The sequence below is a fragment of the Nocardia sp. CA-128927 genome, assembly GCF_050955855.1.
Classification (GTDB): Bacteria; Actinomycetota; Actinomycetes; order Mycobacteriales; family Mycobacteriaceae; genus Nocardia.
On record NZ_CP192087.1, the window covers coordinates 6,775,004 to 6,799,237 of the forward strand.

30 protein-coding genes are annotated in these 24,234 nt (G+C 66.4%); 15 read left to right on the forward strand and 15 right to left on the reverse strand.

The genetic code is table 11. The annotated features are described in order from the left end of the window. Positions 1 to 54: 54 nt before the first annotated feature. The 7 genes from thpD to ACQPW1_RS31080 form a co-directional block, all read right to left on the reverse strand. Positions 55 to 960, reverse strand: a complete 906-nt coding sequence (gene thpD, locus ACQPW1_RS31050) for an ectoine hydroxylase (protein WP_433655314.1) — start codon at positions 958 to 960, stop codon at positions 55 to 57. Between the two features lie 7 nt (positions 961 to 967). Continuing rightward, a complete protein-coding gene (locus tag ACQPW1_RS31055) occupies positions 968 to 1,366 on the reverse strand; it encodes an ectoine synthase (protein WP_150404705.1) in 399 nt (132 codons plus the stop codon). Next, the gene (gene ectB / locus ACQPW1_RS31060; protein WP_433655315.1) at positions 1,363 to 2,640 is read right to left on the reverse strand and encodes a diaminobutyrate--2-oxoglutarate transaminase; all 1,278 of its coding nucleotides are present in this window, start codon (positions 2,638 to 2,640) and stop codon (positions 1,363 to 1,365) included. Before ectB ends, ACQPW1_RS31055 begins: the two co-directional genes overlap by 4 nt. Beyond that, entirely contained in the window at positions 2,637 to 3,239 is a 603-nt protein-coding gene (ectA, locus tag ACQPW1_RS31065) for a diaminobutyrate acetyltransferase (RefSeq protein WP_433655316.1), read from the reverse strand. Before ectA ends, ectB begins: the two co-directional genes overlap by 4 nt. 79 nt (positions 3,240 to 3,318) lie before the next feature. Continuing rightward, positions 3,319 to 4,398, reverse strand: a complete 1,080-nt coding sequence (locus ACQPW1_RS31070) for a sensor histidine kinase (RefSeq protein WP_433655317.1) — start codon at positions 4,396 to 4,398, stop codon at positions 3,319 to 3,321. After that, positions 4,385 to 5,095 carry a response regulator transcription factor gene (locus ACQPW1_RS31075; RefSeq protein ID WP_433655318.1) on the reverse strand — a complete coding sequence of 237 codons (711 nt, stop codon included), beginning with the start codon at positions 5,093 to 5,095 and terminating at the stop codon, positions 4,385 to 4,387. Before ACQPW1_RS31075 ends, ACQPW1_RS31070 begins: the two co-directional genes overlap by 14 nt. Positions 5,096 to 5,373: 278 nt before the next feature. Further along, on the reverse strand, positions 5,374 to 5,676 hold the full coding sequence (locus tag ACQPW1_RS31080; RefSeq protein WP_433655319.1) for a hypothetical protein: 303 nt from the start codon (positions 5,674 to 5,676) through the stop codon (positions 5,374 to 5,376). Between the two features lie 354 nt (positions 5,677 to 6,030). Between ACQPW1_RS31080 and ACQPW1_RS31085 the strand changes: the two genes are divergently transcribed. Then, positions 6,031 to 6,276 (forward strand): hypothetical protein, encoded by a 246-nt coding sequence (locus tag ACQPW1_RS31085; protein ID WP_433655320.1) that lies wholly within the window; start codon positions 6,031 to 6,033, stop codon positions 6,274 to 6,276. A 19-nt stretch (positions 6,277 to 6,295) separates the two neighbouring features. On the opposite strand, the gene ACQPW1_RS31090 is transcribed toward ACQPW1_RS31085, so the two are convergent. The 4 genes from ACQPW1_RS31090 to ACQPW1_RS31105 form a co-directional block, all read right to left on the reverse strand. After that, positions 6,296 to 7,081 (reverse strand): RNA polymerase sigma factor SigF, encoded by a 786-nt coding sequence (locus ACQPW1_RS31090; RefSeq protein WP_433655321.1) that lies wholly within the window; start codon positions 7,079 to 7,081, stop codon positions 6,296 to 6,298. Beyond that, positions 7,071 to 7,502 (reverse strand): anti-sigma factor, encoded by a 432-nt coding sequence (locus tag ACQPW1_RS31095; RefSeq protein ID WP_433655322.1) that lies wholly within the window; start codon positions 7,500 to 7,502, stop codon positions 7,071 to 7,073. The genes ACQPW1_RS31090 and ACQPW1_RS31095 overlap by 11 nt, the downstream gene beginning before the upstream one ends. Positions 7,503 to 7,678: 176 nt before the next feature. Beyond that, positions 7,679 to 8,353 (reverse strand): PAS and ANTAR domain-containing protein, encoded by a 675-nt coding sequence (locus ACQPW1_RS31100; RefSeq protein WP_433665371.1) that lies wholly within the window; start codon positions 8,351 to 8,353, stop codon positions 7,679 to 7,681. 98 nt (positions 8,354 to 8,451) lie between these two features. Then, on the reverse strand, positions 8,452 to 8,865 hold the full coding sequence (locus ACQPW1_RS31105; RefSeq protein WP_433655323.1) for an STAS domain-containing protein: 414 nt from the start codon (positions 8,863 to 8,865) through the stop codon (positions 8,452 to 8,454). 357 nt (positions 8,866 to 9,222) lie between these two features. Here ACQPW1_RS31105 and ACQPW1_RS31110 point away from each other — a divergent pair, with 357 nt between their 5' ends. After that, a complete protein-coding gene (locus tag ACQPW1_RS31110; protein WP_433655324.1) occupies positions 9,223 to 9,456 on the forward strand; it encodes a DUF6480 family protein in 234 nt (77 codons plus the stop codon). A gap of 160 nt (positions 9,457 to 9,616) precedes the next feature. Continuing rightward, positions 9,617 to 10,837 carry a glycosyltransferase gene (locus ACQPW1_RS31115; protein ID WP_433655325.1) on the forward strand — a complete coding sequence of 407 codons (1,221 nt, stop codon included), beginning with the start codon at positions 9,617 to 9,619 and terminating at the stop codon, positions 10,835 to 10,837. A 7-nt stretch (positions 10,838 to 10,844) separates the two neighbouring features. Here the strand turns inward: ACQPW1_RS31115 and ACQPW1_RS31120 are convergent, their stop codons facing one another. Continuing rightward, on the reverse strand, positions 10,845 to 11,351 hold the full coding sequence (locus ACQPW1_RS31120; protein ID WP_433655326.1) for a DUF6328 family protein: 507 nt from the start codon (positions 11,349 to 11,351) through the stop codon (positions 10,845 to 10,847). Between the two features lie 208 nt (positions 11,352 to 11,559). Between ACQPW1_RS31120 and ACQPW1_RS31125 the strand changes: the two genes are divergently transcribed. The 6 genes from ACQPW1_RS31125 (at position 11,560) to ACQPW1_RS31150 (ending at position 14,805) form a co-directional block, all read left to right on the forward strand. Then, positions 11,560 to 12,279 carry a metallophosphoesterase family protein gene (locus ACQPW1_RS31125; protein ID WP_433655327.1) on the forward strand — a complete coding sequence of 240 codons (720 nt, stop codon included), beginning with the start codon at positions 11,560 to 11,562 and terminating at the stop codon, positions 12,277 to 12,279. 131 nt (positions 12,280 to 12,410) lie between these two features. Next, positions 12,411 to 13,385, forward strand: coding sequence for a glycosyltransferase family 9 protein (locus ACQPW1_RS31130; protein ID WP_433655328.1), 975 nt, complete (start codon positions 12,411 to 12,413; stop codon positions 13,383 to 13,385). Between the two features lie 66 nt (positions 13,386 to 13,451). Beyond that, positions 13,452 to 13,793: a hypothetical protein gene (locus ACQPW1_RS31135; protein WP_433655329.1), complete on the forward strand. Its 342-nt coding sequence runs from the start codon at positions 13,452 to 13,454 to the stop codon at positions 13,791 to 13,793. A 1-nt stretch (position 13,794) separates the two neighbouring features. Next, on the forward strand, positions 13,795 to 14,256 hold the full coding sequence (locus ACQPW1_RS31140) for a hypothetical protein (protein WP_433655330.1): 462 nt from the start codon (positions 13,795 to 13,797) through the stop codon (positions 14,254 to 14,256). A gap of 2 nt (positions 14,257 to 14,258) precedes the next feature. After that, entirely contained in the window at positions 14,259 to 14,576 is a 318-nt protein-coding gene (locus ACQPW1_RS31145; protein ID WP_433655331.1) for a hypothetical protein, read from the forward strand. Between the two features lie 34 nt (positions 14,577 to 14,610). Further along, complete coding sequence (locus tag ACQPW1_RS31150; protein ID WP_433655332.1) at positions 14,611 to 14,805, forward strand: hypothetical protein; 195 nt, start codon at positions 14,611 to 14,613, stop codon at positions 14,803 to 14,805. Here ACQPW1_RS31150 and ACQPW1_RS31155 read toward each other — a convergent pair. Continuing rightward, the gene (locus ACQPW1_RS31155) at positions 14,792 to 15,868 is read right to left on the reverse strand and encodes a P1 family peptidase (RefSeq protein ID WP_433655333.1); all 1,077 of its coding nucleotides are present in this window, start codon (positions 15,866 to 15,868) and stop codon (positions 14,792 to 14,794) included. The genes ACQPW1_RS31150 and ACQPW1_RS31155 overlap by 14 nt on opposite strands. Before the next feature lie 81 nt (positions 15,869 to 15,949). Here ACQPW1_RS31155 and ACQPW1_RS31160 point away from each other — a divergent pair, with 81 nt between their 5' ends. Beyond that, positions 15,950 to 17,440, forward strand: coding sequence for an FAD-dependent oxidoreductase (locus ACQPW1_RS31160; RefSeq protein ID WP_433655334.1), 1,491 nt, complete (start codon positions 15,950 to 15,952; stop codon positions 17,438 to 17,440). A 15-nt stretch (positions 17,441 to 17,455) separates the two neighbouring features. On the opposite strand, the gene ACQPW1_RS31165 is transcribed toward ACQPW1_RS31160, so the two are convergent. Beyond that, positions 17,456 to 17,983, reverse strand: coding sequence for an AAA family ATPase (locus tag ACQPW1_RS31165; RefSeq protein ID WP_433655335.1), 528 nt, complete (start codon positions 17,981 to 17,983; stop codon positions 17,456 to 17,458). Between the two features lie 121 nt (positions 17,984 to 18,104). Here ACQPW1_RS31165 and ACQPW1_RS31170 point away from each other — a divergent pair, with 121 nt between their 5' ends. From ACQPW1_RS31170 to ACQPW1_RS31185, 4 genes are all read left to right on the forward strand, one after another. Next, positions 18,105 to 18,662 (forward strand): nitroreductase family deazaflavin-dependent oxidoreductase, encoded by a 558-nt coding sequence (locus tag ACQPW1_RS31170; RefSeq protein ID WP_433655336.1) that lies wholly within the window; start codon positions 18,105 to 18,107, stop codon positions 18,660 to 18,662. 41 nt (positions 18,663 to 18,703) lie between these two features. Further along, on the forward strand, positions 18,704 to 19,093 hold the full coding sequence (locus ACQPW1_RS31175) for a VOC family protein (RefSeq protein ID WP_433655337.1): 390 nt from the start codon (positions 18,704 to 18,706) through the stop codon (positions 19,091 to 19,093). Positions 19,094 to 19,168: 75 nt separating this feature from the next. Next, on the forward strand, positions 19,169 to 19,627 hold the full coding sequence (locus ACQPW1_RS31180) for a VOC family protein (RefSeq protein WP_433655338.1): 459 nt from the start codon (positions 19,169 to 19,171) through the stop codon (positions 19,625 to 19,627). 20 nt (positions 19,628 to 19,647) lie between these two features. After that, complete coding sequence (locus tag ACQPW1_RS31185) at positions 19,648 to 20,253, forward strand: HAD family hydrolase (RefSeq protein WP_433655339.1); 606 nt, start codon at positions 19,648 to 19,650, stop codon at positions 20,251 to 20,253. A gap of 20 nt (positions 20,254 to 20,273) precedes the next feature. On the opposite strand, the gene ACQPW1_RS31190 is transcribed toward ACQPW1_RS31185, so the two are convergent. After that, complete coding sequence (locus ACQPW1_RS31190; protein ID WP_433655340.1) at positions 20,274 to 21,452, reverse strand: hydroxylase; 1,179 nt, start codon at positions 21,450 to 21,452, stop codon at positions 20,274 to 20,276. 385 nt (positions 21,453 to 21,837) lie between these two features. On the opposite strand from ACQPW1_RS31190, the gene ACQPW1_RS31195 reads away from it, so the two are divergent. Beyond that, positions 21,838 to 24,159 carry a transglycosylase domain-containing protein gene (locus ACQPW1_RS31195; protein WP_433655341.1) on the forward strand — a complete coding sequence of 774 codons (2,322 nt, stop codon included), beginning with the start codon at positions 21,838 to 21,840 and terminating at the stop codon, positions 24,157 to 24,159. Positions 24,160 to 24,234: the final 75 nt, after the last annotated feature.

Here is a 24,234-nt window from a genome sequence, read left to right on the forward strand (position 1 = left end):
CGAAGGCGCCCTTCGGTCCGATAGATGGACCGAAGGCGCCCTCGAGCTACGAGCTCAGGCAGACAGCGGCGTGAAGTCGCGGCTACCGATGTAGCCCGGCCGCGGCGCGGGCGCCGCGAACGGATCTACCAGCGTGTTTTCCACGCTGTTGAACACCAGGAAGATGTTCGAGCGCGGGAACGGGGTGATGTTGTTCGACGAGCCGTGCATCAGGTTCGAGTCGAACAGCAGCGCCGATCCGGCCCCGCCGGTGAACTGGCTGATGCCGTAGGTGTTCGCCAGTGTGGTGATGTCGTCCTGGGTCGGCACCCCGATTTCCTGCTCCTGCAACGACTCCCGATAGTGCTCGGCGGGGGTGCTGCCGAGGCACGGCACGAATGTCCGGTGCGAGCCGGGCATCACCATCAGGCTGCCGTTGATCGGATAGTTGTCGGTCAGCGCGATGGACAGGCTCACCGCCCGCGGCGCGGGCATGCCGTCCTCGGCGTGCCAGGTCTCGAAATCCGAGTGCCAGTAGAAGCCGGTGCCGCGGAACCCGGGCATGTAGTTCACCCGGCTCTGATGCAGGTAGACCTCGGAGCCGAGGATCTGCCTGGCCAATCCGGCGACCCTGGTCTCCCGGGTCAGTTCGGCGATGGCCGTGCTGAGGCGGTGCACCTCGAAGACCGACCGCACCCGCTTCGACGACTTCTCCACGATCACCCGCTCGTCGTCGCGCAGTGAGGGATCGCCTGCCAGACGGCCGATTTCGGCGCTGAAGTCGGCGACCTCGGTGGGCGTGAGCAGGTCGTCGACGCTGGCGAAACCGTCGGTGTCGAAGCCCGCCAGCGCCGGGGTCTCGACCCGGCCCCACACCGTCGGATCCTTACGATCCAGATGCGTTCCGGGAGTACTGAGCCGGGTCGGGTAACGATCGACCGGGCCGGTCTCGGGTCGAGTTTCAGTGTGCAGCAAAACCATTACTAACCTATCCCCCGATCGTAGCGGCGACCAATGGGTATGCGCCGCTACTGTCGTGGACCTCCTGCCCGGTGACCGGCGGATTGAACACGCACATCATCCGCATCTTGGTGCGGGCCTCCAGGCGATGCCGTTCGTGTTCGTCCAGCAAATACATCGAACCCGGCTCGAGCACGTAGGTGACGTTGTTGTCGAGATCGGTGAGGCTGCCCGTTCCCTCGATCAGCCATACCGCCTCTACATGGTAGCGATAGTGGAACTCATGCGTGGTCCCGGCGTCGATGGTCGTCTCGTGGAAGGAGAAGCCCACGCCGTCGCCGCCGAGGATGATGCGCTTGCTGCGCCAACCCTCGCCCGCCACATCGCGTTCGGTGCCGGTGATCTCTTCGGTGCTACGCACGATCATGCGATCGCCCCCATTCCACTGCAGACGGTATCGATGGCGCCGGTCAGAATGCCGAGGCCGTGGTCGAGTTCCTGATCGGTAATTGTCAACGGCGGCAACAACTTCACCACCTCGTCGGTGGAACCGGAGGTCTCCACCAGCAGGCCGCGCTCGAAGGCGACCTGGCAGACCTTGCTCGCCTGCGAGGCATCGTCGAACACGATGCCCTGCACCAGGCCGCGACCGCGGGTCGAGAGGCCGGGGATGTTGTCGGCGAGCTCGCCGAGCGTCCGCGCGACCCGATCGCCCTTGGCCAGCGTCGAGGCCTGCAGCGCGCCGTCGGACCAGTAGTGCCGCAGTGCGACGTTCGCCGTGACGAAGGCCGGGTTGTTACCGCGGAAGGTGCCGTTGTGCTCGCCCGGCGACCACTGGTCGAGCTCGGACTTGAACAGCACCAGCGCCATCGGCAGGCCGTAGCCGCCGATCGACTTCGACAGCGTGACGATGTCCGGGGTGATCCCGGCGAGCTCGAACGAGAAGAACGGCCCGGTGCGACCGCAGCCCATCTGCACGTCGTCGACGATCAGCAGGATCTCGCGGGCCTGGCAGAGCCCGGCCAGGTGCCGAAGCCATTCGGCGCGAGCGACATTGACGCCACCCTCACCCTGCACGGTCTCGACGATCACCGCGGCGGGACGGTCGAAGCCGGACGAGGTGTCGTCCAAAACCTTTTCCATCCACTGGAAGTCGGCGGTGGTGCCGTCGAAGTAGCCGTCGTAGGGCATGTGCGCGGCGTGCACCAGCGGGACACCGGCACCGGCCCGCTTCGCGGCGTTACCGGTGACCGACAGCGCGCCGAGGGTCATGCCGTGGAAGGCGTTGGTGAAGCTGACGATCGTCTCGCGCCCGGTGATCTTGCGGGCCAGCTTGAGCGCGGCCTCGACCGCGTTGGCTCCGGTCGGGCCGGGAAACTGGACCTTGTAGTCCAGGTTGCGCGGCGCAAAGACGGTGTCGCGCAAGGTGACAAGCAGTTCACGCTTGGCCGAGGTGGACATGTCCAGCCCGTGCGTGATGCCGTCGCCCGCGATGTAGTCCAGCAGCGGCTGCTTCAGCACATCGTTGTTGTGGCCGTAGTTCAGCGCGCCTGCGCCTGCGAAGAAGTCGAGGAAGTCCTTGCCGTCCTCGTCACGTAGCCAGCTGCCCTTGGCCTTGGTGAACACGGTCGGCCAATTGCGGCAGTAGCCGCGGACATTCGATTCCAGACTTTCGAAAATGCTCGTATCTGCGGTGATCATCGGTGGTCCTCCTGCGTTGTGCGAGCGGTCGGTGCGATGAGATATAGGTCCTCGGGCGCGTGGCTGTCCGGGAAGACGCCCGCGTCGAACAAGGGGTGCTTGGTGATTCGGGCCTCGCGGCGCCGGGCCACCGAACTGAACAGGGCGATCGATGCGGCGTTGTCCGGCGAAATCGTGGTCTCCAGCTTGGAAACGCCCTGGGCGGCAACATTGTTGAGCAGTGCGTGCAGCATCTGCGCGCCGATTCCCTTGCCCTTTTGGGCCCGATCGACGGCCACCTGCCAGACGAACACGGTGTCCGGTGCCTGCGGGCGGACGAAGCCGATCACGTAGCCGACGACGCGGCCCTGCACCTCGGCGACGACCGAGGTGGCCGCGAAGTCGCGACACCACAGCACGTAGGCGTAGCTCGAATTGGTATCGAGCACGGCCGAGTCTTTCGCGATCTGCCACAGCCGGGCACCGTCGCCGACGCGTGGCGCGCGCAGGACCACGGCGGGCCCAGCCTGCGTGCGGGTCTGGGTGGAGCCAAGTGCGGCTGCGGCCTGTTCGACGCGGGATCGTTCGATCTCCGCGGTGTTCAACGTTGGCAGTGGCATACAACTCCCTCGTCACTAGTACTTATCCAGGCTTACGAATCAACTTTGAGGTGGCCTGGTCGACTTCATTACGGTTGTGTTACGACTCGATTGCTTCGAGTCCCGGCAGAGTGACGACGAACCGGGCGCCGCCGCCCGGGCGATCGGCGCATTCGACCTGGCCACCGTGCTTGGCAACGGTCTCGGACACGAGCGCGAGGCCGATGCCGGTCCCCGTTGCGGAACGCCGACCGCTGCGCGCGGTAGCGAAACGTTCGAAGATGCGCACCCGGTCCGCGGGCGGCACACCGGGCCCCGCGTCGTCCACCACGATCACCGCGTCACCGCCTTGACGGTCCGCGCTGACCGCGACGACGCCACCGCCGTGCAGATCGGCGTTGCGCAGCAGATTGCCCACCGCGCGTTCCAGCTCGAGCTTGCGGCCGCGCACCACGACGTCGTCGTCGATGGACAACAACTCCGGCGCGTACCGCCGCTCGGCCAGCGTGTGCGTCAGCAGATCGCGCACCGACAGCGGTTCCATATCGCCGCGATGCATGCCCGCCTCGACCCGCGCCAAGGCCAGCAGATCGTCGAGCAACCGCCGCAGATGATCCACCTCGACGGTGACCAGGCCGAGCGCGCGCTGGGAACGTTCCGGCAGATCCTCGCGATGCCGGTTGAGCACGTCGACGCTGGCCATCAAGGTGGTCAGCGGCGTGCGCAGTTCGTGGCTGACATCGCCGAACAGCCGATGTTCCCGCTCGATCCGGCGCTGCAGCGAATCGACCATGCTGTTGAACGACTCGACCGTGATGGCCAGATCCTGGTCCCGGGTGGCGGACAGGCGCAGATCCAGATCACCGGAGGCGATCTTGGCCGCGGCACCGGCCAACTGATGTAGCGGCGTCAGCACGCGTCTGCTCGCCCACCAGCCCACGGCGGCGCCGATCAGCGTCACCACTACGGCGCAGCCGATCAGCACATTGCGCAGCAGGTTCAGATTCGACTGCAGGCCAGAACCTCCGGCCTGCGCGTGTTCGAGATAGCTGCGGCTGATGGTGAACACCGACACGACGAGCACCAGCGACATGAGCGCGGCGATCGCCGCGAACATGGCCGTCACCCGACCGCGCAGACTCCAGCGTTTCGGATCGAACCAGCGCTCAGCGCTGGACATCGAGGCGATAGCCGAGCCCGCGCACGGTCACCACAATGTGCGGATCGGACGGGTCCCGTTCGATCTTGGTGCGGAGCCGGCGCATGTGCACGTCGACGATCCGCTCGTCACCGAAAAACCCTTGGTCCCATACTCGTTCGAGCAGCACGGTGCGGCTGAGCACCCGGCCCGGCGCCTCGGCCAGCTCACACAGCAGCCGGAACTCGGTGAGCGTCAGCCGGATCTCCTCGTCGCCGCGGCGGACCACGCCGCCGTCCTGCGCGAGCACCAGCGGGGCGTCCGGGTGGGCGTCGAGCACCATCTCCTGCGGCGCATCGCGCTCGACCGTCGGCCGGGCGCGGCGGCGCACCGCGCGCATGCGGGCGGTGATCTCCTTGATCTCGAACGGCTTGGTCACGAAGTCATCGGCACCGGCTTCCAGCGCGGCAACCACGTCGTGGGTATCGTCACGGGCGCTGACCACGATGATCGGCACGTCGTGCTCGCGACGGATCTCGCGGATGCAGTCGAAGCCATCCATGCCACCGAGCATCAGATCGACGATCATCACATCGGGAACACCGTTGCTGCGCAGATGGGTGAGCGCGTCCTCGGCCTCTTCCGCCTCCTCGACGTCATAGCCTTCGTCCTCCATGGCGAGCCGCAGCGCACCACGGACCCTATCGTCATCCTCAACGATCATCAGGTTCGCGCTCAAATACCTATCCTTCGCAGACACGCGGACGTACGCGCTGCCGATACGGAACTTCGCATCCCCATACCGACGCGACATTCCGCTGTTCGAGCCACCTTGTTGCCGATCTTGCAAATACCCGGACTTACCGTTTGGTAAACGTCAACTGGACGCTCGATCAAGAGTCTGGCTCGTCACATCCACCCTCCACCTACCCGCACCGTTACGCAACCGTTACGTGACTCCTGACACATTGGAGCTGCTTGCTGTTCATCCGCATTACCGCGAGGGTGTATCGCGACTCAGCGTTCCTCGCGAGTCGGGAGTTCCAGGCGATTGAAATTGCTCGGTGTCCCGTCCGCGCGCCGATCCTGGTAGCGAAAATGCATGTGCCACGCGTCGAAAGTGGCGAACCATTCGTCCCAATCCACCGGCCGCAGCACCGCGCCTCCATAGCCCGGAAAGTCGAAGCGCAGCACCCGGAGTTGTCCGCCGTCTTCACTGCCCGGCATGGTCGCGGGGCGGGCACCACGCCGCTCCGCCCACTGCCGGATGGTGTCGTGGTTCCGGGTGACGCGCGTGCGCTCCACGTTTCCCACGCGCATGCGATCCGTCCGCTCCTGCGACTGGATTTCTTGCGTGTATTTCGGCGACCTCGCGCTCCCCGATCCGGCGTACGGATTCCGGGTGCCTAGTCGGTGATCGTTCATCAACGAGCTCCTGAGCCATCGGCATCGTATGTCCGGCTACCTTTCACGTACCCGACGTGAACTTCGTGCAAACCGGCTGTAGATCACCCGAGTGCGGAATCGGGCGGGAGCGGCCCGAAAACCGCTGACCGGCAGTAGATCTGTGAGGCGAGTCACCCGCGATCAGGCGGCGACCGCGGCCGATTCAGCCGGGCTCGGCTGGGTAACACCCGACCCGCTGGGTAACACCCCACCCGAGGAGGAATACAGATGACCAGTCCAGTGTCTCCCGATCCGAGCCCGGTGCCACCCATGCCGAATCCGAATCCGAACCCGGTTCCGCCGGTGCCGGGTCCCGATCCGGCACCCGCGCCGCCGGACCCGGTACCACCGATTCCCGGTCCCGATCCGGCGCCGCCCCCGCCGAACCCCGGCGGACCGCGGCCCATTCCACCCGTCCCGGAACCCGGCGGGCCGTTCCCGCCGACCGAACCGATCCCGCCCAATCCCCTGTGATGCTGGGTGATTCGGGCGCTCAGTCCCGTAATGCCTGCTCGCGCAGCTGATTCAGGGTTCGCGACAGAATCCGCGAGACGTGCATCTGGGAGACCCCGAGCACGTCCGCGATCTGGCTCTGCGTCTTGGCCTCGAAGAACCGCATGATCAGCACCTGACGCTCACGCTCGGGCAGTTCTTCGATCAATGGACGAACGGCGAGGTAGTCCTCCACCAGATGGTAGGAGGGCTCCTCTGCCCCAAGGCTTTCCAGCAGCGGCAGCGGCGCGTTCTCGATGTCGTCACCGGCCACCGCGTCGATGGACGACGACTGATAGGCGTTGCCCGCGATCAACGCGTGGGTGACCTCGACGAGGTCGACGTCCAGTTCCGCGGCGATCTCCCTGGCCCGCGGCATCCGGCCGAGCCGCTGCGAGAGCACCTCCACCGTCGCGCCGATGTTGATCTGAATCTCCTTGGTGCGCCGCGGTACTCGCACCGACCAGGTGTTGTCCCGGAAGTGCCTGCGCACCTCGCCCATGATGGTCGGCACCGCGAACGCCAGAAACGACGAGCCGCGGGTGACGTCGAACCGGTCCGTGGCCTGCACCAGGCCGAGCCGCGCGACCTGCAGCAGATCGTCGAAATTCTCACCGCGCCCGGCGAATTTGCGCGCGATGTGCTCGGCGAGCGGCAGACAGCGCCCGATCAGTTCCTCGCGCATGGTCTCGCGCCGCGGATCGTCGTCGGTCAGCGCGGCGATCTTCTCGAAGAGCGGCTCGATATTGTCGTAGCTGTCGCCGCGTGATCTCGATTCACCCGCCATCCGAGGCCCCTCGTATCCAACTGAAGTCGACAACAGTCGGATACCCGGAAACGACCCCGTCGAACGGCGCCTGCGCGGCGGCGATCGAGTGGGTCAGCGTGCGCACGATATGCCAGCCGAACCCGGCCTGCCCCACCACCGACTCCGAGGTGGCCACCGAGGCGACATGGACGAACATCTGGTTGGTGTCATAGGTGAATTCGCATTCGAGGCCGGAGCCGGGCACCGCGTCCAGAATCAGCGACGTGGCGACCTCGTCCAATGCCAGGCGAATATCGGTGACCTCATCGAGGGCGAAATCGGCGATGAGCGCGACAGTCTCGGCCAGCGCGCGCAGCATCGTCAACTGTTCCAGCTGCGCGGGGATTCGGACGCCGATTGTTGTTGTTTCCGTTGAGGATCGGGAAGTCCATTCCCCCATGCCCATCACCACCTTGCTCTCGCAGTCAAACGCGGAGACGGCGGTTATCGTCGAATCCGAGTTCTTGCGGGCCGCCCGCTGCCCAACACCGCGACAGGCCAGAACTCCGAGGTCGCGGCGCTCCTCAATCCCTACCGTCGTACCCGCCGCGGTACACCCGAAACGTGCGCGCGAGATCAGCTCGCGTCGATCCGCTGGTGCGCGGTCAGCAGCAGGTGGTCGAACTGCGTGCGCAACCCGACGGTCGAGCCGGTCAGCGAGCCGAGGTCGGCGACCAGGCGCGAGGCCAGGGTGCGCAGCTTGATGTTGGTCTCCTGGGAGCGCCAGCTGAGCACCCGGAACGCCTGTTCCGAGCTGACGCCGTAGACCAGCATCACCGCGCCCTTGGCCTGCTCGATCACCGCGCGGGAGGCCCAGAGTTCGGGCAGTGCGTCGTCCAGCGCTTCCTGCCGGTGATGTTCGAGGGTGTCGGTCACGTCGATGTAGTAGCCGGCGGTGCCGGCGACCTGGCCCTCGTGGTCGAACAGGTGGTCGGCGACGACGATGACGTGGTGGATGTCGCCCGCCGTGTCGATGATCCGGTGTCGGCTGGAGAAGGGCTCGCCGTGGTCGATGGATTTGGCCAGTGCGTTGGCCACCTGGGCGCGATCGTCGGGGTGCTTGTGGGTCAGCAGCAGGTCGGTGGTCGGTGCGACGCTGTCCGGTGAATAGCCGTGCATCGTCGCGACCTCGTCCGACCATTCCCAACGCTGATCGGCGAACCAGAAACGAAAACTGCCGACACTCTGTGGTGTCCCTAATCCGATCACCCGGTCCAGCGCGAGAGACTCCTCTGGCTGGACCGGCCCCATTTCAGTCACAGCGCAAGTATCCGTCGTGGGCGAGCGCCACGCGACCAGATCGGCGCTCGCCACGCCGGAATCGGCGCCGCTTGTGAATCAGTTGCTGCCTACGCGTCCAGTGCCGCTCGCATCGACGGATAGTTGTTGAACAGCGGCCGTACGCCGGAGACCTCGAGCGACCGCTCGATCGCCTGCCGACCGGCGACGATGCGCACATCGGTGCCGTCGCTCGCGGCGCGTTGCTTGACCGAGCCGAGCGTGCTGGCGGCCCGGAGACTGAGGAACCTCGCCGCCCGCAGATCGATCACCACGGCGTGACAGTCCGAGCGAACCGCCCGTTCGATCGCGGCGAAGAATTGCGGACTCGCGGCCGCATCCAATTCGCCTTCGACGCGGACCACCACACATTCCTGGCGGCGGTCTACGCGCTGAGCCCAGGAGTGGCGATCGTGGGGCATCGGCCCGGAGCCGTTGCGATGCACGCCCTCGGCGTGCTCATGCAGAGCGGAACTAGCGGACATAACTGAACCTCCCGTATAAGGGGGGAATTCCAGTTCTACGCGACAGGTTCGGCCGATGAGAAAATAAAGGGAGCGAACAACTGTCGCGTCGCTGCGAATAGGTTGCCGCTATGAATCCCATCGTCCGGATTTCGGCGGGTGTGGTGCGCCCTGCGTCGAACCGGGTTCGGCTGTAGTCTCAACCTCTCTACAGTCTTGCACGGTCCGCCGCCGATGTCACAAACTCAGCGGGCACCGCAGGTCTCCGGCGCTGTTCGGGGCGCGCACAGAAGTCCTCTGGTTGGTCGACTGCCCGAAATCACGGGTGCGCAAACCCGCCCCCGGATTGCCGATTCCGCCATCGGGTACGCCTTATCCATGGATGTATCGATGGACCCCGATCCGCGCACGACTCCCGACCTCGAACCGGGCGATGGCGTACCGCCGGGATCGACGCCGCCCGAGACCGCGCAGACGTCCGGCCTGTCCGCTCCGGAGCCGTCGACCAGCCACCATTTCCCCGGCACCGGCATCGCCGCGATGGTCGCGACGATGCTGCTCGTGGTCGTTTTCACCGCGGTCGCCATCAGGATCGTCGTGTCGATGATCTGACCCCGTCCCGTATCACTAAGCGGGATCAGGGGTTTCGTTCTCGTGTGCACGGGCATAACTGGGACATATCCGAATTCAACACATGTCACGCGATGCCTGGTCGCGGGCACCGTGCAGCGCCGCCGTGTGCCCGTCACCCGTGGTGAGAACGGAGCACATCGTGAAGATTGCCATGGTTTCCGAGCACGCCAGCCCGCTTGCCGAGCTCGACGGAACCACTGCGACCGGCCAGCATGTCCACGTCGCGGAGCTGGCTGCCGCCTACGTACGGCGCGGCCACGACGTCACCGTGTACACCCGCCGCGATGATCCGAGACTCCCGCCCGAGATGGTCACCGACGCCGGGTATCGCCTGGTGCACGTGACCGCCGGCCCGGTCGAACCGCTGCCGCGAAACCAAAGTCTGCCGCATCTAGGCGATTTCGGTACCTTCCTGCAGCGCCAGTGGGGCCTCGACACCCCCGACATCGTGCACGCGCACTTCTGGATGTCGGGACTCGCCGCGGAATTGGCCGCACGCGCACACGGGATTCCGGTGGTGGTCACCTTCCACGCGCTCGGCACCGTGCGGCGTCGCCATCAGGGTCTGGCCGACACCAGCCCGCGTTCGCGGATCCGCTTCGAGCGGCTGATCGCCGGGCGCGCAGCGCATATCGTGGCGACCTGCTCGGACGAGGTGATGGAGCTGACCAGGATGGGTGTCCCCCGATTCCGCATCTCCGTGGTGCCCAGCGGCGTCGACCTGTCCGCCTTCACCCCGGAGGGACCGGCCGCCGACCGCGGTCAACGGCACCGCATGCATCGCGTCCTCGCCGTCGGAAGATTGGTGCCGCGCAAGGGATTCGACGTCGCGATCAAGGCGCTACAGGAGCTGCCCGACACCGAACTGGTGATCGCGGGCGGACCGGTCGGCGACGACATCGAGGACGACAGCGAAGGCAGGCGGCTGCGCCGCATCGCGGTGGATTACGTTGTGCAGGAACGGCTTCGGATGCTCGGGCACGTCCGTCGCAGCGAGCTGCCGCGCTGGTATCGATCGGCCGATGTGGTACTGAGCACCCCGTGGTACGAGCCGTTCGGAATGGTGCCACTGGAAGCGATGGCATGCCGGAAACCGGTGGTGGCCACCGCGGTTGGCGGCATGCTCGACACCATCGTCGACGGAGTAACCGGCAGGCTCGTCGCACCGCCGGATCCGCTCACCGTGGCGCGGGCGGTACGCCAGCTGCTCGACGACAAGACCCTCCGCGACACCTGGGGCGCGGCCGGATATCAGCGCGCCGCGAGCCGCTACGCCTGGGATCAGGTCGCCCTCGAAACGCTGACCGCCTACCACCGGGCCGCGCCCGCACACGCGGGGGAAGTCGTCTCGGCGCGCTGAAGACACGTCACTGATTCGTGACGTCCGGCTCGCTCGATCCACGCCAGAACAGCGGCGTGAGCAACCACGCCACCAGGAAGAGCACCGCGATCGTCACCCCGGCGAGCACGCCACCGAATGTCCCGGCGACCATGGTCACCACCAGCACCATCGCCCCGGTCAACGCGATGCCGAGCAGCGCGATGCCCGCCATCGCGCACCGGTGCGCCGCGGCAACCACGTTGCCCAGCCGATGCCGCCGGAACAGGATTCGATGCCAGGACACCGGTGCGACCAAGAACACGGTGGCCCCGATGGCGGCGCAGAGGGTGACCAGGTAGAGCACCCGCAACGGGTGCGACAGCGTTGCGAACGAGGCCTGGAACGGCACGATCAACAGCGCCGAGATGAGGAACTGCACCCCGGTCTGCACGACCCGCAGTTCCTGGATGAGGGTGCTCCAATTGCGGTCCAGCCGTTCGGTTTCGGTCTCGCCGCGCACATCTTCGTTCCAGGTGTCGTCACTGTCCGGCACGAGCGGCCCCCGACCTCTCGATCGCCGCGGCGAATCCATCAGCGGTCATCGCCCACTCGCCCTTCCATCACCCGGCCTAATCAGCCGTTCCGCACGTGCGCGGATACCCGGTCCGGCGACGATTAACCGGGGGCGCGCCGGGTACCACCGCAGTGCGCGCCCGGACGCAGGCGTCCAGTCCTACCGAAGACGGAGAGAGTTGAGCCTCATGCGGATCGCGGCGATCGGCGATGTCCATCTGGGCATCGAATCATCCGGAGCACTCCGCCCCGAGCTGCGCGAACTGCCCGAACGGGCCGACGCGCTGCTGCTCGCAGGCGACCTGACCAACCACGGCACTATGGACGAGGCGCGGGTGGTGGCGGCCGAATTCACCGACCTCGGCGTGCCGGTGGTCGCGGTGCTCGGCAACCACGATCACCACAGCGATGCCGAAGCCGACATCGCGAAACTGTTGTGCGACCACGGCATCACCGTCCTGGAGGGCACCGCGGTCACCCTCGACATCGACGGCCGGACCCTCGGCATCGCCGGCACCAAGGGCTTCGGCGGCGGCTTCGCAGGCCGCTGCGCGGGCATATTCGGCGAGCGGCTGATGCGCGAATTCGCCGGGCACACAGCGGATCTGGCGGCATCGCTGGGTTCCGCGCTGGCCGAGCTGTCCACCGACGTCACCGTCGCGCTAACGCACTACTCCCCCATCACCGGCACGCTGCTCGGCGAGCCGACCGAGCTCTACCCGTTCCTCGGCTCCTACCTGCTCGGCGCGGCGATCGACGAGTTCGGCGCCGATCTGGCGCTGCACGGCCACGCGCACGCGGGCAGCGAGCACGGGACGACACCGGGTGGTGTCCCGGTGCGCAATGTCGCCCAGCCGGTCATCCAGGCCGCGTACCGGGTCTACGAATTGCAGCCCGCCGCCGCCTGATCGGCCATCGATGGAGAACGTGCGTTTCGGATTTCCCGACACGGGCAACCGTGCCCTATGGATGCTCCGACCACTGAAACGACCGGGGCGGCCGGACCGCTGAACGTTATCGACCGGCACGGGTACCGCGGATGACCGGCCATGTGCTGGTGGCGCGGCTGGACAGCGCCGGTGATGTGCTGCTCGCCGGACCCGCGGTGCGCGCCGTCGCACGCAGAGCCGAGACGGTGACCTTTCTCGCAGGCCCGCGCGGCAGTTCGGCTGCCGCCCTACTGCCCGGCGTCGACCGGGTGCTCCAGTTCGAGGCCCCCTGGGTCGAGGCCGATCCGGCGCCGCTGACCCACGCGGGCGTTCGCGCCATGATCGAATGCGTGCGCATGCTGGCGCCGGACGAGGCGATCATCAGCACCTCGCTGCACCAGTCCCCGCTACCGCTGGCCATGATCCTCCGGATGGCGGGGGTGCCACGGATCAGCGCGATCACCACCGACGAGGCCGGATCCCTGCTCGATGTCCGCCATCGCGTGAACGACGCTATGCCGGAACAGATTCGGGCACTGTCGCTGGCCGTCGCGGCAGGCTATCCACCCGCTGGTCACCACCTGCGGGTGCGCGAGGATCTCCCCGAGGTTTCCGAATTGACCGGCGGCCCGGGCTATGTCGTGCTGCATCCCGGCGCCACCGAACCCGCCCGCCGGATGTCGGCGACCCGCAGCAGGCAAGTGGCCGCGGCGCTGGCGGACGCGGGCCACCGCGTGGTGGTGACCGGCAGCCCGGCCGAGCGGGCGCTCACCGACACCGTCGCGGACGGTCACGCCCGCGACCTCGGCGGCGCCACCGATCTGGCCGGCCTCGCCGCCGTGCTGCGTGACGCCGACGCGGTGGTCGCCCCGAATACCGGTGCTGCTCCGCTGGCCGCGGCGGTGGCTACGCCCGTCGTCTCGCTGTTCGCGCCGGTCGTCCCGGCCCGGCATTGGGCACCGTACGGCGTGCCGACCATCGTGCTCGGCGATCAGCGTGCACCATGCGGACGGTACGGCCTCGACGCCATTCCGGACATCGCCATCGTCTCCGCCACCGAGCAGGTGCTTCGCGCCACCGATTGATCCTCGGCTGGCCGGGTATGCGGTCGAATGCCCCCTTATCGGTGGCAGGACCCAGAAAGGATCCCCATGCTTCCCGGACCGGACGAAACGACCACGGGACACAGCGGTGCCGAGCACCATGGCCGCCCCGATGACAACTTCCCGGATTACACCCGAACCTCGCGCACGCACGTCGGGGAATCCATCGAGGACGCGCGCAACTGGCCTGGCATCATCCTTGTGGCGATCGGCCTGGTCGGCCTGGGTCTCACACTCACCGCGGCCGGTTACGGCTTCGAGGGCTGGGTCATCATCGGCGCCATCGTGACCGTGGTGTGCATCGGCCTGGGCATCCTGCTGGTCGTGCTCGAGCACCGTCGCCTCAAGAACCGCGAGGGCTTGAACCTCACCGATCAGGCAGGCCATTGAGATGACCCGACCGCACTATCGGCCGGTGCTACGCGCACTGCTGATCGCCGGCACGCTCGCCGCCGCCCCGCTGGTCGTCGCGTGTTCGGACGACAACAAGGACCCGGCGGCCCCGGCCACCGCGACCAGCAACTCGATCGTCCTGTCGATGCCGTCCACGACGGCGCAGGTGCCCAACCCCGACGCCCAGATCTCCGAGGCGGCGGCCAAGCAGTTGTGCGACATGATGCGCCCGGACATCGACAAGTGGCGCACCGAGGGCGCGGCCATCGGCCGGGTGGCCTTCAACGGCACCGTGCACAACTGGGCGGCCCGCAGCGGCGGGCTCAACGACACCGTGCTGAAGGACCGCGGCGTCGTCGACCAGATCACCACGCAACACTGCCCCGACGTGCGCCAGCAGGCACTCGAGGCGCTCGACACATCTGATCTCGCCAGTGCCCTAGTCGGATTCGGAGGCTGACCATGTTCAAGACCGCCAAGTTCTTCGTGTTCGTGATCGCTGCGGCGTTCTTCGTCGGCGGCTGCGGTGACGAGCCGGAGAAGCTCGTCAACAAGGGCGGCAGCACGCCGTGCAGCGAGTTCTCGGCGCAGGATCCGGACAAGCAGCGGATCACCGTCACCAAGTTCCTCGAACAGGAACGCAACAACGACGCCCCACCCACCCGGGATGGGACCGTGGACGCGGCCATCGCATCGATCAAGCTGATGTGCGCGGCGCAGGCGAACCCGGACACCCCGATCAACAAGGCCGATCTGACCGGCATCCTGGTCCCGAAGTAACCGAACAGCATTCCGTCCCGAACGAGGCGAAGACATGACATCGCGGCATCATCAGAACGTCGTGGAACTCCTTGTTCTGCAACACAACCGGATGCGCGAGCTGCTCGACGATCTGCAGTCCACCGCGGGGCCGGACCGCAGGGAATCGTTCGAGGAGCTCGCGCGCTGGCTCGCCGTGCACGAGGCCACCGAGGCGGAATTGATGGCGGACACCGTCAACTCGCGGTGAGCAACCGCAGTACCTGATCCACCGGCAGCGCCGGTGAGCGATGGCCGCAGCGGCCGACCATCGTCTCACCGGCGAACAGCACGTTGACCACGGCTTCCTCGACGACCTGCACGACCGCGTCGTAGAACGGGTTGAGCTGGCCCCACGGGATGAATGTCAGTTGCTCGTACGGGGTTTCGGCGTTCGGGAAGGTGCTGGTCAGCGCGCCCTCGTTGGCGGTGGAGAAGGCGAGGAAGATGTCGCCGGAGAAGTGTGAGCCGCTGGTTCCGGTGCGGGCCAGGCCGAGTGGCACCCGACGGGTCAGCGCGGTCAGTTGTCCCGGCAGCAGCGGTGCGTCGGTCGCGATGACGACGATGACCGAGCCCGCGCCCTGCGGTGCCGACCACTCCCCCAACGGATTGTCGTCCGGCAGCAGGGTGCCGAGTGGGACGCCGCGGATCGTAAGTTCTTTGCGGGAGCCGAAATTCGCCTGGACGAAGGCGCCGACCGTGTAGGTGTCGTTGCCGTAATCGACTCGGCGGGAAGCGGTTCCGCTGCCGCCCTTGAATCCGTAACAGTTCATTCCGGTGCCGCCGCCGACGCTACCCTCGGCGATCGCCCCGCCCGCCGCGGCGTCGATGGCGGCCACCGCGTCCGCGGAAGTGACGTGGGTGCCGTTGATGTCGTTGAGGTAGCCGTCCCAGGTCTCCGCGACGACCGGCAGCGACCAGTCGTCCGGCAGCTCGGGAAACGCGCCGACCAGCCAATCGATGATGCCGCGATGGCAGGTGCCGACCGCATGGGTGTTGGTGATGAGGATCGGCAGTGCCAGCGAACCCGTCTCGGTGAGCCAGGTGGTTCCGGTCATCTCGCCATTGCCGTTGAGCGAATACCAGCCTGCGGCACAGGGAGTGAAGACTCGCTCGCGACCGCGCGGCAGGATCGCGGTCACGCCGGTGCGCACGTCCTCGCCGCGGATGAGGGTGGTGTATCCGACCTCGACACCAGGAACGTCGGTAATCGCGTTCAATTCTCCGGTGGCTCCAGGGAATTGAAGCCCATACTCCCTCGCGCGCACATTCATGGGATGATCTTAGGCAAGGAAACGTTCTTCCGTACAACAACCGGCGGGTTTGCCAACCGGCGCACCGGCTATGCCGGAGTTATGACGTCACTATGGTTGAACGACGCAGAGGTCCCGGCACGTCTGCGATTAACGCCAGGATCGCGCTTCGACACCGTCGTGATCGGCGGCGGTCTCACCGGATTGGTGACCGCGCTGCTGCTGGCCGAAAATGGCGTCGAGGTTGCCGTGGTCGAAGGGCGACGGGTCGGCGCGGGTACCACGGGCGCCACTACCGGAAAGATCAGCCTGCTCCAGGGAACTCGGGCCCAGCAGATTCGGCGACATCACCCGGTCGCCACGCTGCGCGAGTATGTCTCGGCGAATCGCGAAGGGCAGCAATGGTTGTTGCGATTCTGCGAGGAACACGGGGTAGCCGTTCAGCACCTCGCGGCACTCACCTATGCGCAATCGAAAGCCGAAGTCGGCAAGGTGCGTGCGGAATTCGATGCGACGCGGGAGGCGGGGTTACCCACCGAGTTGGTCGACGAGCTGGAGGTGCCTTTCCCGGCGTTCGGCGCGGTACGGCTCGCCGATCAGGCGCAGGTGGATCCCATGGCCGTGCTTGCCGCGCTGGCGGCCGAGGTCGAATCGCATGCGGCGCCGATCTACGAGTCGACCATGGTGCGCGGGGTGCGCGGTGGGCTGAACGGAGATCTCACCGTCGAGACCGAGCACGGCGATCTCGGTGCGGGAACGGTCGTATTGGCCACGGGTACACCGATACTCGATCGCGGCGGGTTCTTCGCCCGGCTCACCGCCCAGCGCTCCTACCTGGCGGCCTTCCGGCTCGATGAGCCGTTTCCGCGCGACATGTACATCAGTGCCGGACAACCCACCCGCTCGCTGCGCTACGCGCCGACACCCGACGGCGATGTGCTGCTCGTCGGCGGGAACGGTCACGTGGTCGGGCGCACGAGGTCGGAACGCAAGAAGGTCGACGATCTGCTGAGCTGGACGCAAACCTGGTTCCCCACAGCCGAACCCATGCAGGAGTGGTCGGCCCAGGACTACTCGCCGGTCGGTGAGCTCCCCTACGTCGGACCGTTGCTGCCCGGACAGAACAACATTCTGGTCGGCACCGGATACGCGAAATGGGGCCTCACCAACGGGGTTGCCGCCGCCTTGGCGCTGGCCGGGCACATCACCGGCAAACAGCCGAGTTGGGCAGGGGCACTGGCCAGTTGGCGGCCCGACGAACTCAAGGCGCTGCCGTCCGCCACCCTCTCGAACAGTGCTGTCGCACAGCAACTCACGGCCGGCTGGCTGCGCATGGCGACCCACTCCGCCGATCAGGTGCCCGCCGAGGGCTGCGGCACCGTCCGACGAAACGGCGTGCGCCCCACCGCCACCAGCACGGTCGACGGGACCACCACCGAGTTGTCCGCCGTCTGCCCGCACCTCTACGGGATCGTCCGCTGGAACGACGCCGAACGCTCCTGGGACTGTCCGCTGCACGGCTCCCGCTTCGCCCCCGACGGGACCCTGCTCGAGGGCCCCGCCACCAAGCCGCTCACCCCGCAGTCGCCGTAAGTACCCCGCGCGGGGCTATCGAGCCAGCGGCTCCGCGCGGGCCAGTATCTCGTCGACGGTCTGCTGAACGGTGAGATACGAAGTGTCCAGCCACAATCCGATCCGCGGCGTGCTCTCCCACAGAGCCGAGTCCAGCTCATCGACGGTGAACGCGCCATAGGCCGCCTTCCCCCGCCCCGCCTCACGCGCGGCCACGATCTCCGGCCGGGGCGCGAGCACAACCACGAACAGCGGCCGCGTCTTGATCTGATCGACGGTGTACTGCATCAACTCCCCGAGCACCGTGTCCTGCAAGACCGCCGTAAACCCCTCCGCCGCATAAGCATCAGCAGCATTCGCGGCCAGCCGATGCCGCAGGCAAAGCTGCCGCAACGCCTCCTGCGAAGGCTCCCGACTCATCTCCTCCCGTCCCCCGACGACAAACCGCCGAAACGTATCCCCCCGCACATGCGCCGACCGAGGCAACCGCTCCGCCAGCGCCTGCGCCACCGTCGACTTCCCAGCCGCCTGAATGCCGGAGATGAGGTAGACCGAAGGTGTCATGGCGATCATGATTGCACTCACCGCAAGCGAGCGCCTGCTGGACGTAGTACCAGGAGTTGTTGCGGTACTGTCCGAGTCAGTGGGAGTCGTTCGGATTACGACGTTTGTGGGGGCGGACAATTTGACTGGGCAGAATGACAATCGGCTCGATGCCGCGAAGACCGGCTCAGCCGGTGTACCGGCCCAACCCCGGCGCAATCCTTTCTTGCGCTCGGCACATATCGGTCGCAGGCTGAATCAACTGCAACTGCCGTTCTTCCAAGTCATGGCGCCGAAGGGTTTCGGGGTGCTGACCACCACCGGCCGCAAGACCGGAATGTTGCGGCGCAACTGCGTTCGAGTGATCCGTGATGGCGACAAGGCATACCTCGTCATGGTCGGCCCGGCCATCTACCGCAAGCCGCGGGAGAAGGCGACCGCGGATTGGTTGCGGAATATCCGCGTGAATCCCGGCGTGCGATTGCGGTTGCGCGGCGGAACGGTCAGCGGGTCGGCGCGGGAATTCGACGATCCGGCCGAGCTCGAACGCGCTCGGCAGCGCTACTGCGAGACGGTGAACGCGTTCAACTATGCCGAGTGCTGTTTCCATCGGTCGGGGTGGCCGAGCAGGCAGAAGATCCAAGGGCTGCACAGTCACTGGTTCAGCGCGGGTATCCCCGTCGTGGTCGACCTCGAGTAACCTGCCGCGAAGAACCGCTGGCCATCCCTAATATGGCCAGCATGCTGACCAATTGGCGGATCGAGGCGCGGATACCGACGCAGGACCTGGGGAGGGCGCGGCGGTGGTATGCGGAGAAGTTGGGGCTCGAACCGGTGGAGGAGCGGGACGGTGGGCTGCGCTACGAGGGGGCGACCGGTGTTTTCTGCTTGTTTGCGTCTGCGGGAGCTTCTGACGGTTCGTTCACGCAGATGGGGTTCTATGTGGATAACATCGAGGCCACTGTTGCCGATCTGCGTGGGCGCGGGGTGGTCTTCGAGGAATATGACGGTGCAGTGAACGGGATCATGGATATCGAAGGCAACTATCCGAGCAAGGGGCGTGGGGAGCGGGCCGCGTGGTTCCGGGACAGTGAAGGGAACATGCTCGGCATCGCCGAAGTGGTCGAATAGCCGCTGCGAAACCTGTTGCGCGACAAAAGTTGGTGCTGCCGCGGCGCACTCTTGGCGGCGACCTATTGTGGTCGAATGGCAGTTGATCCGATTCCGCACGGCCAGCACAGTCTGACCGCCTACTTGGCCGTTGAAGATGCGCGTTCGGCGATCCAGTTCTACAAGGACGCGTTCGGTGCCGTCGAGATCTATGTCGGGGAGTCGCCGAGTGGGCGGATTGATCACGCGGAGCTGAAGATCGGTGGCTCATCACTGGTTCTCACCGAGCCGTCCGAGGGGAATCCGCTGGTGAGCGGCGGACAGCCCGGAACGTCGGTTGGTCTTCGCCTGTACATCGAAGATGTGGACAAGCATTTCGCTCAGGCGCTGCAACGCGGTGCGCGAGAGTTCAGCCCGGTCAAGGATCTGTTCTACGGCGACCGCAGCGGAACTCTGGTAGACCCGTTCGGCCATGTCTGGATCGTCTGCACCCGCACCGAGAACCTCACGGTCGAGGAAATCCAGGAACGCGCGAAGAAGTTGTACGGCGGATAGGTCCACCTACACTGTGCGGCATGGTGGTGCGCGCGGTCCTGTTCGACATCGGCGGGGTTCTCGAAATCACCTCGGAGCCCACCTTCCTCAGCGATTGGGTGCGTCGACTCGGGCTGCCTGCCGACGAGATCGATCCGGCCCTGATCGATATCTGGGCGGCGGGCGAACTCGGCACGGTCACCGAATCGCAAGTGAGCGAGGCGATCTGCACCGGTCTGGCCATCGATCAGACGATCGCGACCGCGGTAATCGCCGACATGTGGGAACAGTATCTCGGAGTCGCGAACACCGAGCTGATCGAGTACCTCGGCGGATTACGTCCGAAGTACCGAACCGGCCTGCTGAGCAACAGCTTCGTCGGCGCACGCGAACGTGAAAGAGACGCTTACGGTTTCGAGCATCTGGTCGACGACATCGTGTACTCGCACGAGGTCGGCATGGCCAAACCCGATCCGCGGATCTACCTCCTGGCGTGCGCCCGCCTGGACGTCGACCCCTGCGAGACAGTGTTCATAGACGACGCGGCGATAGCGGTGACCGGCGCAGAATCCGTGGGACTCACCGCAATCCACCACGTGAGCAATGCGACCACGATCTCGGCGCTGGACACCTTGCTGGCGAAGTAGGCAAACGGGCCACAGCGAGATCAGATCATCGCGCGGTGAATCCCCTGCGGCTCACCGCCGAGCTGAGTCAGCGCCGACGAATGGAAGATCGAACCCGGCACATGGATCGCGTGGGACAGTCCCGCGTGCGCGTCCCGCCAGAACCGTTGCAACGGCGTCTTCATCTGCAAAGCACCGCCACCCGAACGAGCGAAGATCTCGTCAACAGCCCGCACCACCCGCCACGCGGCGGCAGTCTGCGTGCGACGACCGATCGCGCGCATCTCGAAGGTAACTTCCTGCCCCCGTTCGACCAGATCCCAGAACCGATCCACCGTCTCGAGAATCACCGCCCGCGACGCGGCGATCTCCGCCGCCGCCTCACCGATCGCGAACAACACATACGGATCGTCCTTGATCGCGACCCCGGTTATCGCCACCCGCGACTTCTGCGCAGCAATGTGACATGCCAACGCGCCCTCGGCAATACCGATCAGCGACGAGGTGATGCCGAGCGGAAAGATACATGAGAACGGGAAGTTGTAGAGCGTCTCGCTAAGCCCCGCCTCCTTCGGCGCGGTGCCATCGAACACTTTCGCGTCGTCGATGGTGCGATACGCCGGAACAAACGCGTCCTTGACGATCAGATCCTTGCTCCCGGTCCCGCGCAGCCCGACGACATCCCAACTCTCCTGATCGATCTCGTAATCACTGCGCGGCAACAACACATGCAACGTCCGCGGCGGCATCAACCGCTTGCCGTGCTCGTCGCCGACCGCGGCACCGATCATCACCCACTGACAGTGGTCGGTCCCGGACGAGAACGCCCAACGCCCGCTGAGCAGGTACCCGCCATCCACCGGCGTCGCGACCCCCATCGGCGCATACGGCGAAGCCATCCAGGTATCCGGATCCTGCCCCCACACCTCTTCCTGCGCCCGCGCATCGAAGAACGCCAGCTCCCAAGGATGCACACCGACGATCCCGGCGACCCACCCCGCAGCGCCGTCCATCGCCCCGATCGCCATCGTGGTCTCCGCGAACTCCCGCGGATGCACCTCGAAACCGCCGAACCCCTTCGGCTGCAACATCCGGATCACCCCGGTCTCCCGCAACCGCTTCACCGAGGTATCGGACAACCGCATCAGCTTGTCCCCCTCGGCCCCCGCCGCCCGAATCTCCTCGGCGTATCCCTCGATGCGATCCAGAACCTGCCCCATGACTTTCCCCGTCCGTACCGCTGATCCGTTTCCCTCAAACTAGAACACGTTTCACTATGCCCGAGGCAAAACGACCCTCTTCGGCACCGCCGCCCCGGCCGGGCATCGGCTACAGATGCCCTGGCAGGGACTGTGGCTACCCTGCGTCAGGATCTTGGCACGGGTGCTGCCGGGGTGATTGCGTTACATTCCTCCGAACCACAACGCCTTCCTGCGAACGTGGATGGCATTGCAAGACAATCCGTTTCGACCTATGGAGAGCCAACCTGTGACCTCGCCCTACGACGATGGACCGAACGACGGTCACCCCCCTCGCCGCAGGCAACCGGGACCCGGCGGCTACCCGCCACCGCGTCCGTCCGGACCACCGCAGGGAGCGCGGCCGATGCGGCAGCACCCCGGTCCGATACCGCCGGGCGGTCTACCACCGTCGCGCCCTGGTGCCCCGCCGTATCGCGGTCCGGCACCACAGGGCGCGGATCCCCGAGCACCGCGTGGTCCTGTCGGCCCGCCGCGTCGTCCCGTCCCGCCGCCACAGCGCCCTGGGCCGGGAGCGCCGAATACCCAGGCGCCCCGGAGGAGAGCGCCCGGCGAGCCCGCCCCACGCCCGCGCCGCCACGATGACCTGACCGGCCCTGAAGGTCGCCGCCCGGCGCCCGGGAAGAGTTCGCGCTGGCGCACTGCCCGTCGCGTCCTCTACATCCTGCTGGCGTTGGCCATCATCGTGCCGTCCGCGACCTTCCTGGTCGCCTACAACATGGCCACGGTCCCCCGGCCCAGCGCGCTGAAGACCAACCTGGTGGCGACCATCCTGGAGTCCGACGGCAAGTCCGTGCTGACGAAAGTGGTACCGCAGGGCGACCGCACCGACGTCTCCATCGATCAGATCCCACCGCACGTGCGCAATGCGGTGATCGCGATCGAGGACCGCACGTTCTACACGAATCCCGGCTTCTCCTTCCCCGGTTTCGCCCGCGCGTTTCGCGACAACCTGCTCAACCGCGACGACGCGGGCGGCGGCTCGACCATCACCCAGCAGTACGTGAAGAACGCGATTCTCACCAACGAGCACTCGCTCAGCCGCAAGATGCACGAGCTGGTGATCTCGACGAAGATGGCGCGACGGTGGAGCAAGGACGACATCCTCGCCGCCTACCTCAACACCATCTACTTCGGTCGCGGCGCCAACGGCATCAACGCGGCCGCCAAGGCCTACTACGACAAGAAGGTGCAGGATCTGACGCCCGCCGAGGGCGCGATGCTGGCCGCATTGCCGCGGGAACCGTCGAATCTGGATCCGGAGCAGAATCGCAAGGGCGCCGAGAATCGCTGGAACGACGTGCTCGACGCGATGGTCGACACGGGTGCCCTGCCCAAGGCCGACCGGGCGAAAATGCAGTTCCCGCAGGTGATTCCGGCGGCCCGGACCAGTGCCGACAACGCCGATCAGGGCCCCAACGGCCTGATCAAGCGGCAGGTGATCGAGGAACTGGCCGACGCTGGCATCACCGGGAGTCAGCTCAATGCCCAGGGCCTGCAGATCACCACCACCATCGACCACAAGACACAGCAGGCCGCGGTCGATGCGGTGCAGAAGAACATGCCGGGCGAACGGCCGGAGACTCGCGCGGCGGTGGTGTCGGTCGACCCGAAATCCGGTGCGGTGAAAGCATATTACGGTGGCGACAACGGACAGGGCTGGGACTTCGCCGGCCACCCGCTGCAGACCGGCTCGACGTTCAAGGTGTTCGGTCTCGCCGTGAACCTGGAGCTGGGCATTCCGCTGTCGAAGATGTACGACAGCTCGGATCTGACCGTGCCCGGCACCAGGAGAACGATCACCAACGCCGAGCCCGGTGAAACCTGCGGCACCTGCACCATCGCCGAGGCCCTCAAACGCTCCCTGAACACCAGCTTCTATCGGATGGAACTGGATATGGGCTCCGACGGCCCGAACAAGATCGCCGCGATGGCGCACAAGGCGGGTATCCCCGACACCATCCCGGATCTCGGCACCACCCTCGTGGAGCCGGATGGCTCACCACCCAACACCGGAATCGTGCTGGGCCAGTATTCGGTTCGCGTGCGCGATATGGCCTCGGCGTACGCGACGTTCGCGGCGTCCGGGATCTATCACAAGCCGCACTTGGTGCAGAAGGTTGTCGCGGCCGACGGCCGGGTCCTGCTGGATCTCGGCTCGGCGGCCGGTACGCAACGTGTCCCGAAGACGGTGGCGGACAACGTGACCGCGGCGATGGAACCGATCGCCGCGTCATCACGCAATCACGGGTTGGCCGGTGGCCGTAGGTCCGCCGCCAAGACCGGCACCACCCAACTCCACGACACCGGCCAGAACAAGGACGCCTGGATGGTCGGCTTCACCCCGTCACTGTCGACCGCCGTCTGGGTGGGCACCCCCGACGGCACCCCGCTCCAGACCTCGAGCGGCAACGTCATGTGGGGATCGGGCCTGCCGTCCGACATCTGGAAGGACACGATGGACGGAGCCCTACAAGGCACCCCATTCGAGGACTTCCCCAGACCCGCCTCGATCGGCGGCCAACCCGGCGGCGTCCCCACCTCCACCGCCCCACCCTCCACAACCCCATCCACCCCGCCGCCCGCAACCCAAGACTGCGGCCAACCCTTCCCCATGCTCCCACCGTCGTTCATCAACCCGTGCGCGCCGGGCCGTTCGCCCGGCTAGACCTCGCCGCGACCGACGGATCGTCGCCTGCCACGAAATCTGTTGGACCAGGCGACGATTCGTCATCCGACTCCA

What these genes read in the sequence shown, in the direction of transcription:
- thpD (WP_433655314.1), bottom strand. Translation starts at nt 960, where the DNA reads ATGGTTTTGCTGCACACTGAAACTCGACCCGAGACCGGCCCGGTCGAT.
- ACQPW1_RS31055 (WP_150404705.1), bottom strand. Translation starts at nt 1,366, where the DNA reads ATGATCGTGCGTAGCACCGAAGAGATCACCGGCACCGAACGCGATGTG.
- ectB (WP_433655315.1), bottom strand. Translation starts at nt 2,640, where the DNA reads ATGATCACCGCAGATACGAGCATTTTCGAAAGTCTGGAATCGAATGTC.
- ectA (WP_433655316.1), bottom strand. Translation starts at nt 3,239, where the DNA reads ATGCCACTGCCAACGTTGAACACCGCGGAGATCGAACGATCCCGCGTC.
- ACQPW1_RS31070 (WP_433655317.1), bottom strand. Translation starts at nt 4,398, where the DNA reads ATGTCCAGCGCTGAGCGCTGGTTCGATCCGAAACGCTGGAGTCTGCGC.
- ACQPW1_RS31080 (WP_433655319.1), bottom strand. Translation starts at nt 5,676, where the DNA reads ATGCGCGTGGGAAACGTGGAGCGCACGCGCGTCACCCGGAACCACGAC.
- ACQPW1_RS31085 (WP_433655320.1), top strand. Translation starts at nt 6,031, where the DNA reads ATGACCAGTCCAGTGTCTCCCGATCCGAGCCCGGTGCCACCCATGCCG.
- ACQPW1_RS31090 (WP_433655321.1), bottom strand. Translation starts at nt 7,081, where the DNA reads ATGGCGGGTGAATCGAGATCACGCGGCGACAGCTACGACAATATCGAG.
- ACQPW1_RS31095 (WP_433655322.1), bottom strand. Translation starts at nt 7,502, where the DNA reads ATGGGGGAATGGACTTCCCGATCCTCAACGGAAACAACAACAATCGGC.
- ACQPW1_RS31100 (WP_433665371.1), bottom strand. Translation starts at nt 8,353, where the DNA reads ATGGGGCCGGTCCAGCCAGAGGAGTCTCTCGCGCTGGACCGGGTGATC.
- ACQPW1_RS31105 (WP_433655323.1), bottom strand. Translation starts at nt 8,865, where the DNA reads ATGTCCGCTAGTTCCGCTCTGCATGAGCACGCCGAGGGCGTGCATCGC.
- ACQPW1_RS31110 (WP_433655324.1), top strand. Translation starts at nt 9,223, where the DNA reads ATGGATGTATCGATGGACCCCGATCCGCGCACGACTCCCGACCTCGAA.
- ACQPW1_RS31125 (WP_433655327.1), top strand. Translation starts at nt 11,560, where the DNA reads ATGCGGATCGCGGCGATCGGCGATGTCCATCTGGGCATCGAATCATCC.
- ACQPW1_RS31130 (WP_433655328.1), top strand. Translation starts at nt 12,411, where the DNA reads ATGACCGGCCATGTGCTGGTGGCGCGGCTGGACAGCGCCGGTGATGTG.
- ACQPW1_RS31135 (WP_433655329.1), top strand. Translation starts at nt 13,452, where the DNA reads ATGCTTCCCGGACCGGACGAAACGACCACGGGACACAGCGGTGCCGAG.
- ACQPW1_RS31140 (WP_433655330.1), top strand. Translation starts at nt 13,795, where the DNA reads ATGACCCGACCGCACTATCGGCCGGTGCTACGCGCACTGCTGATCGCC.
- ACQPW1_RS31145 (WP_433655331.1), top strand. Translation starts at nt 14,259, where the DNA reads ATGTTCAAGACCGCCAAGTTCTTCGTGTTCGTGATCGCTGCGGCGTTC.
- ACQPW1_RS31150 (WP_433655332.1), top strand. Translation starts at nt 14,611, where the DNA reads ATGACATCGCGGCATCATCAGAACGTCGTGGAACTCCTTGTTCTGCAA.
- ACQPW1_RS31155 (WP_433655333.1), bottom strand. Translation starts at nt 15,868, where the DNA reads ATGAATGTGCGCGCGAGGGAGTATGGGCTTCAATTCCCTGGAGCCACC.
- ACQPW1_RS31160 (WP_433655334.1), top strand. Translation starts at nt 15,950, where the DNA reads ATGACGTCACTATGGTTGAACGACGCAGAGGTCCCGGCACGTCTGCGA.
- ACQPW1_RS31165 (WP_433655335.1), bottom strand. Translation starts at nt 17,983, where the DNA reads ATGACACCTTCGGTCTACCTCATCTCCGGCATTCAGGCGGCTGGGAAG.
- ACQPW1_RS31175 (WP_433655337.1), top strand. Translation starts at nt 18,704, where the DNA reads ATGCTGACCAATTGGCGGATCGAGGCGCGGATACCGACGCAGGACCTG.
- ACQPW1_RS31180 (WP_433655338.1), top strand. Translation starts at nt 19,169, where the DNA reads ATGGCAGTTGATCCGATTCCGCACGGCCAGCACAGTCTGACCGCCTAC.
- ACQPW1_RS31185 (WP_433655339.1), top strand. Translation starts at nt 19,648, where the DNA reads ATGGTGGTGCGCGCGGTCCTGTTCGACATCGGCGGGGTTCTCGAAATC.
- ACQPW1_RS31190 (WP_433655340.1), bottom strand. Translation starts at nt 21,452, where the DNA reads ATGGGGCAGGTTCTGGATCGCATCGAGGGATACGCCGAGGAGATTCGG.
- ACQPW1_RS31195 (WP_433655341.1), top strand. Translation starts at nt 21,838, where the DNA reads ATGCGGCAGCACCCCGGTCCGATACCGCCGGGCGGTCTACCACCGTCG.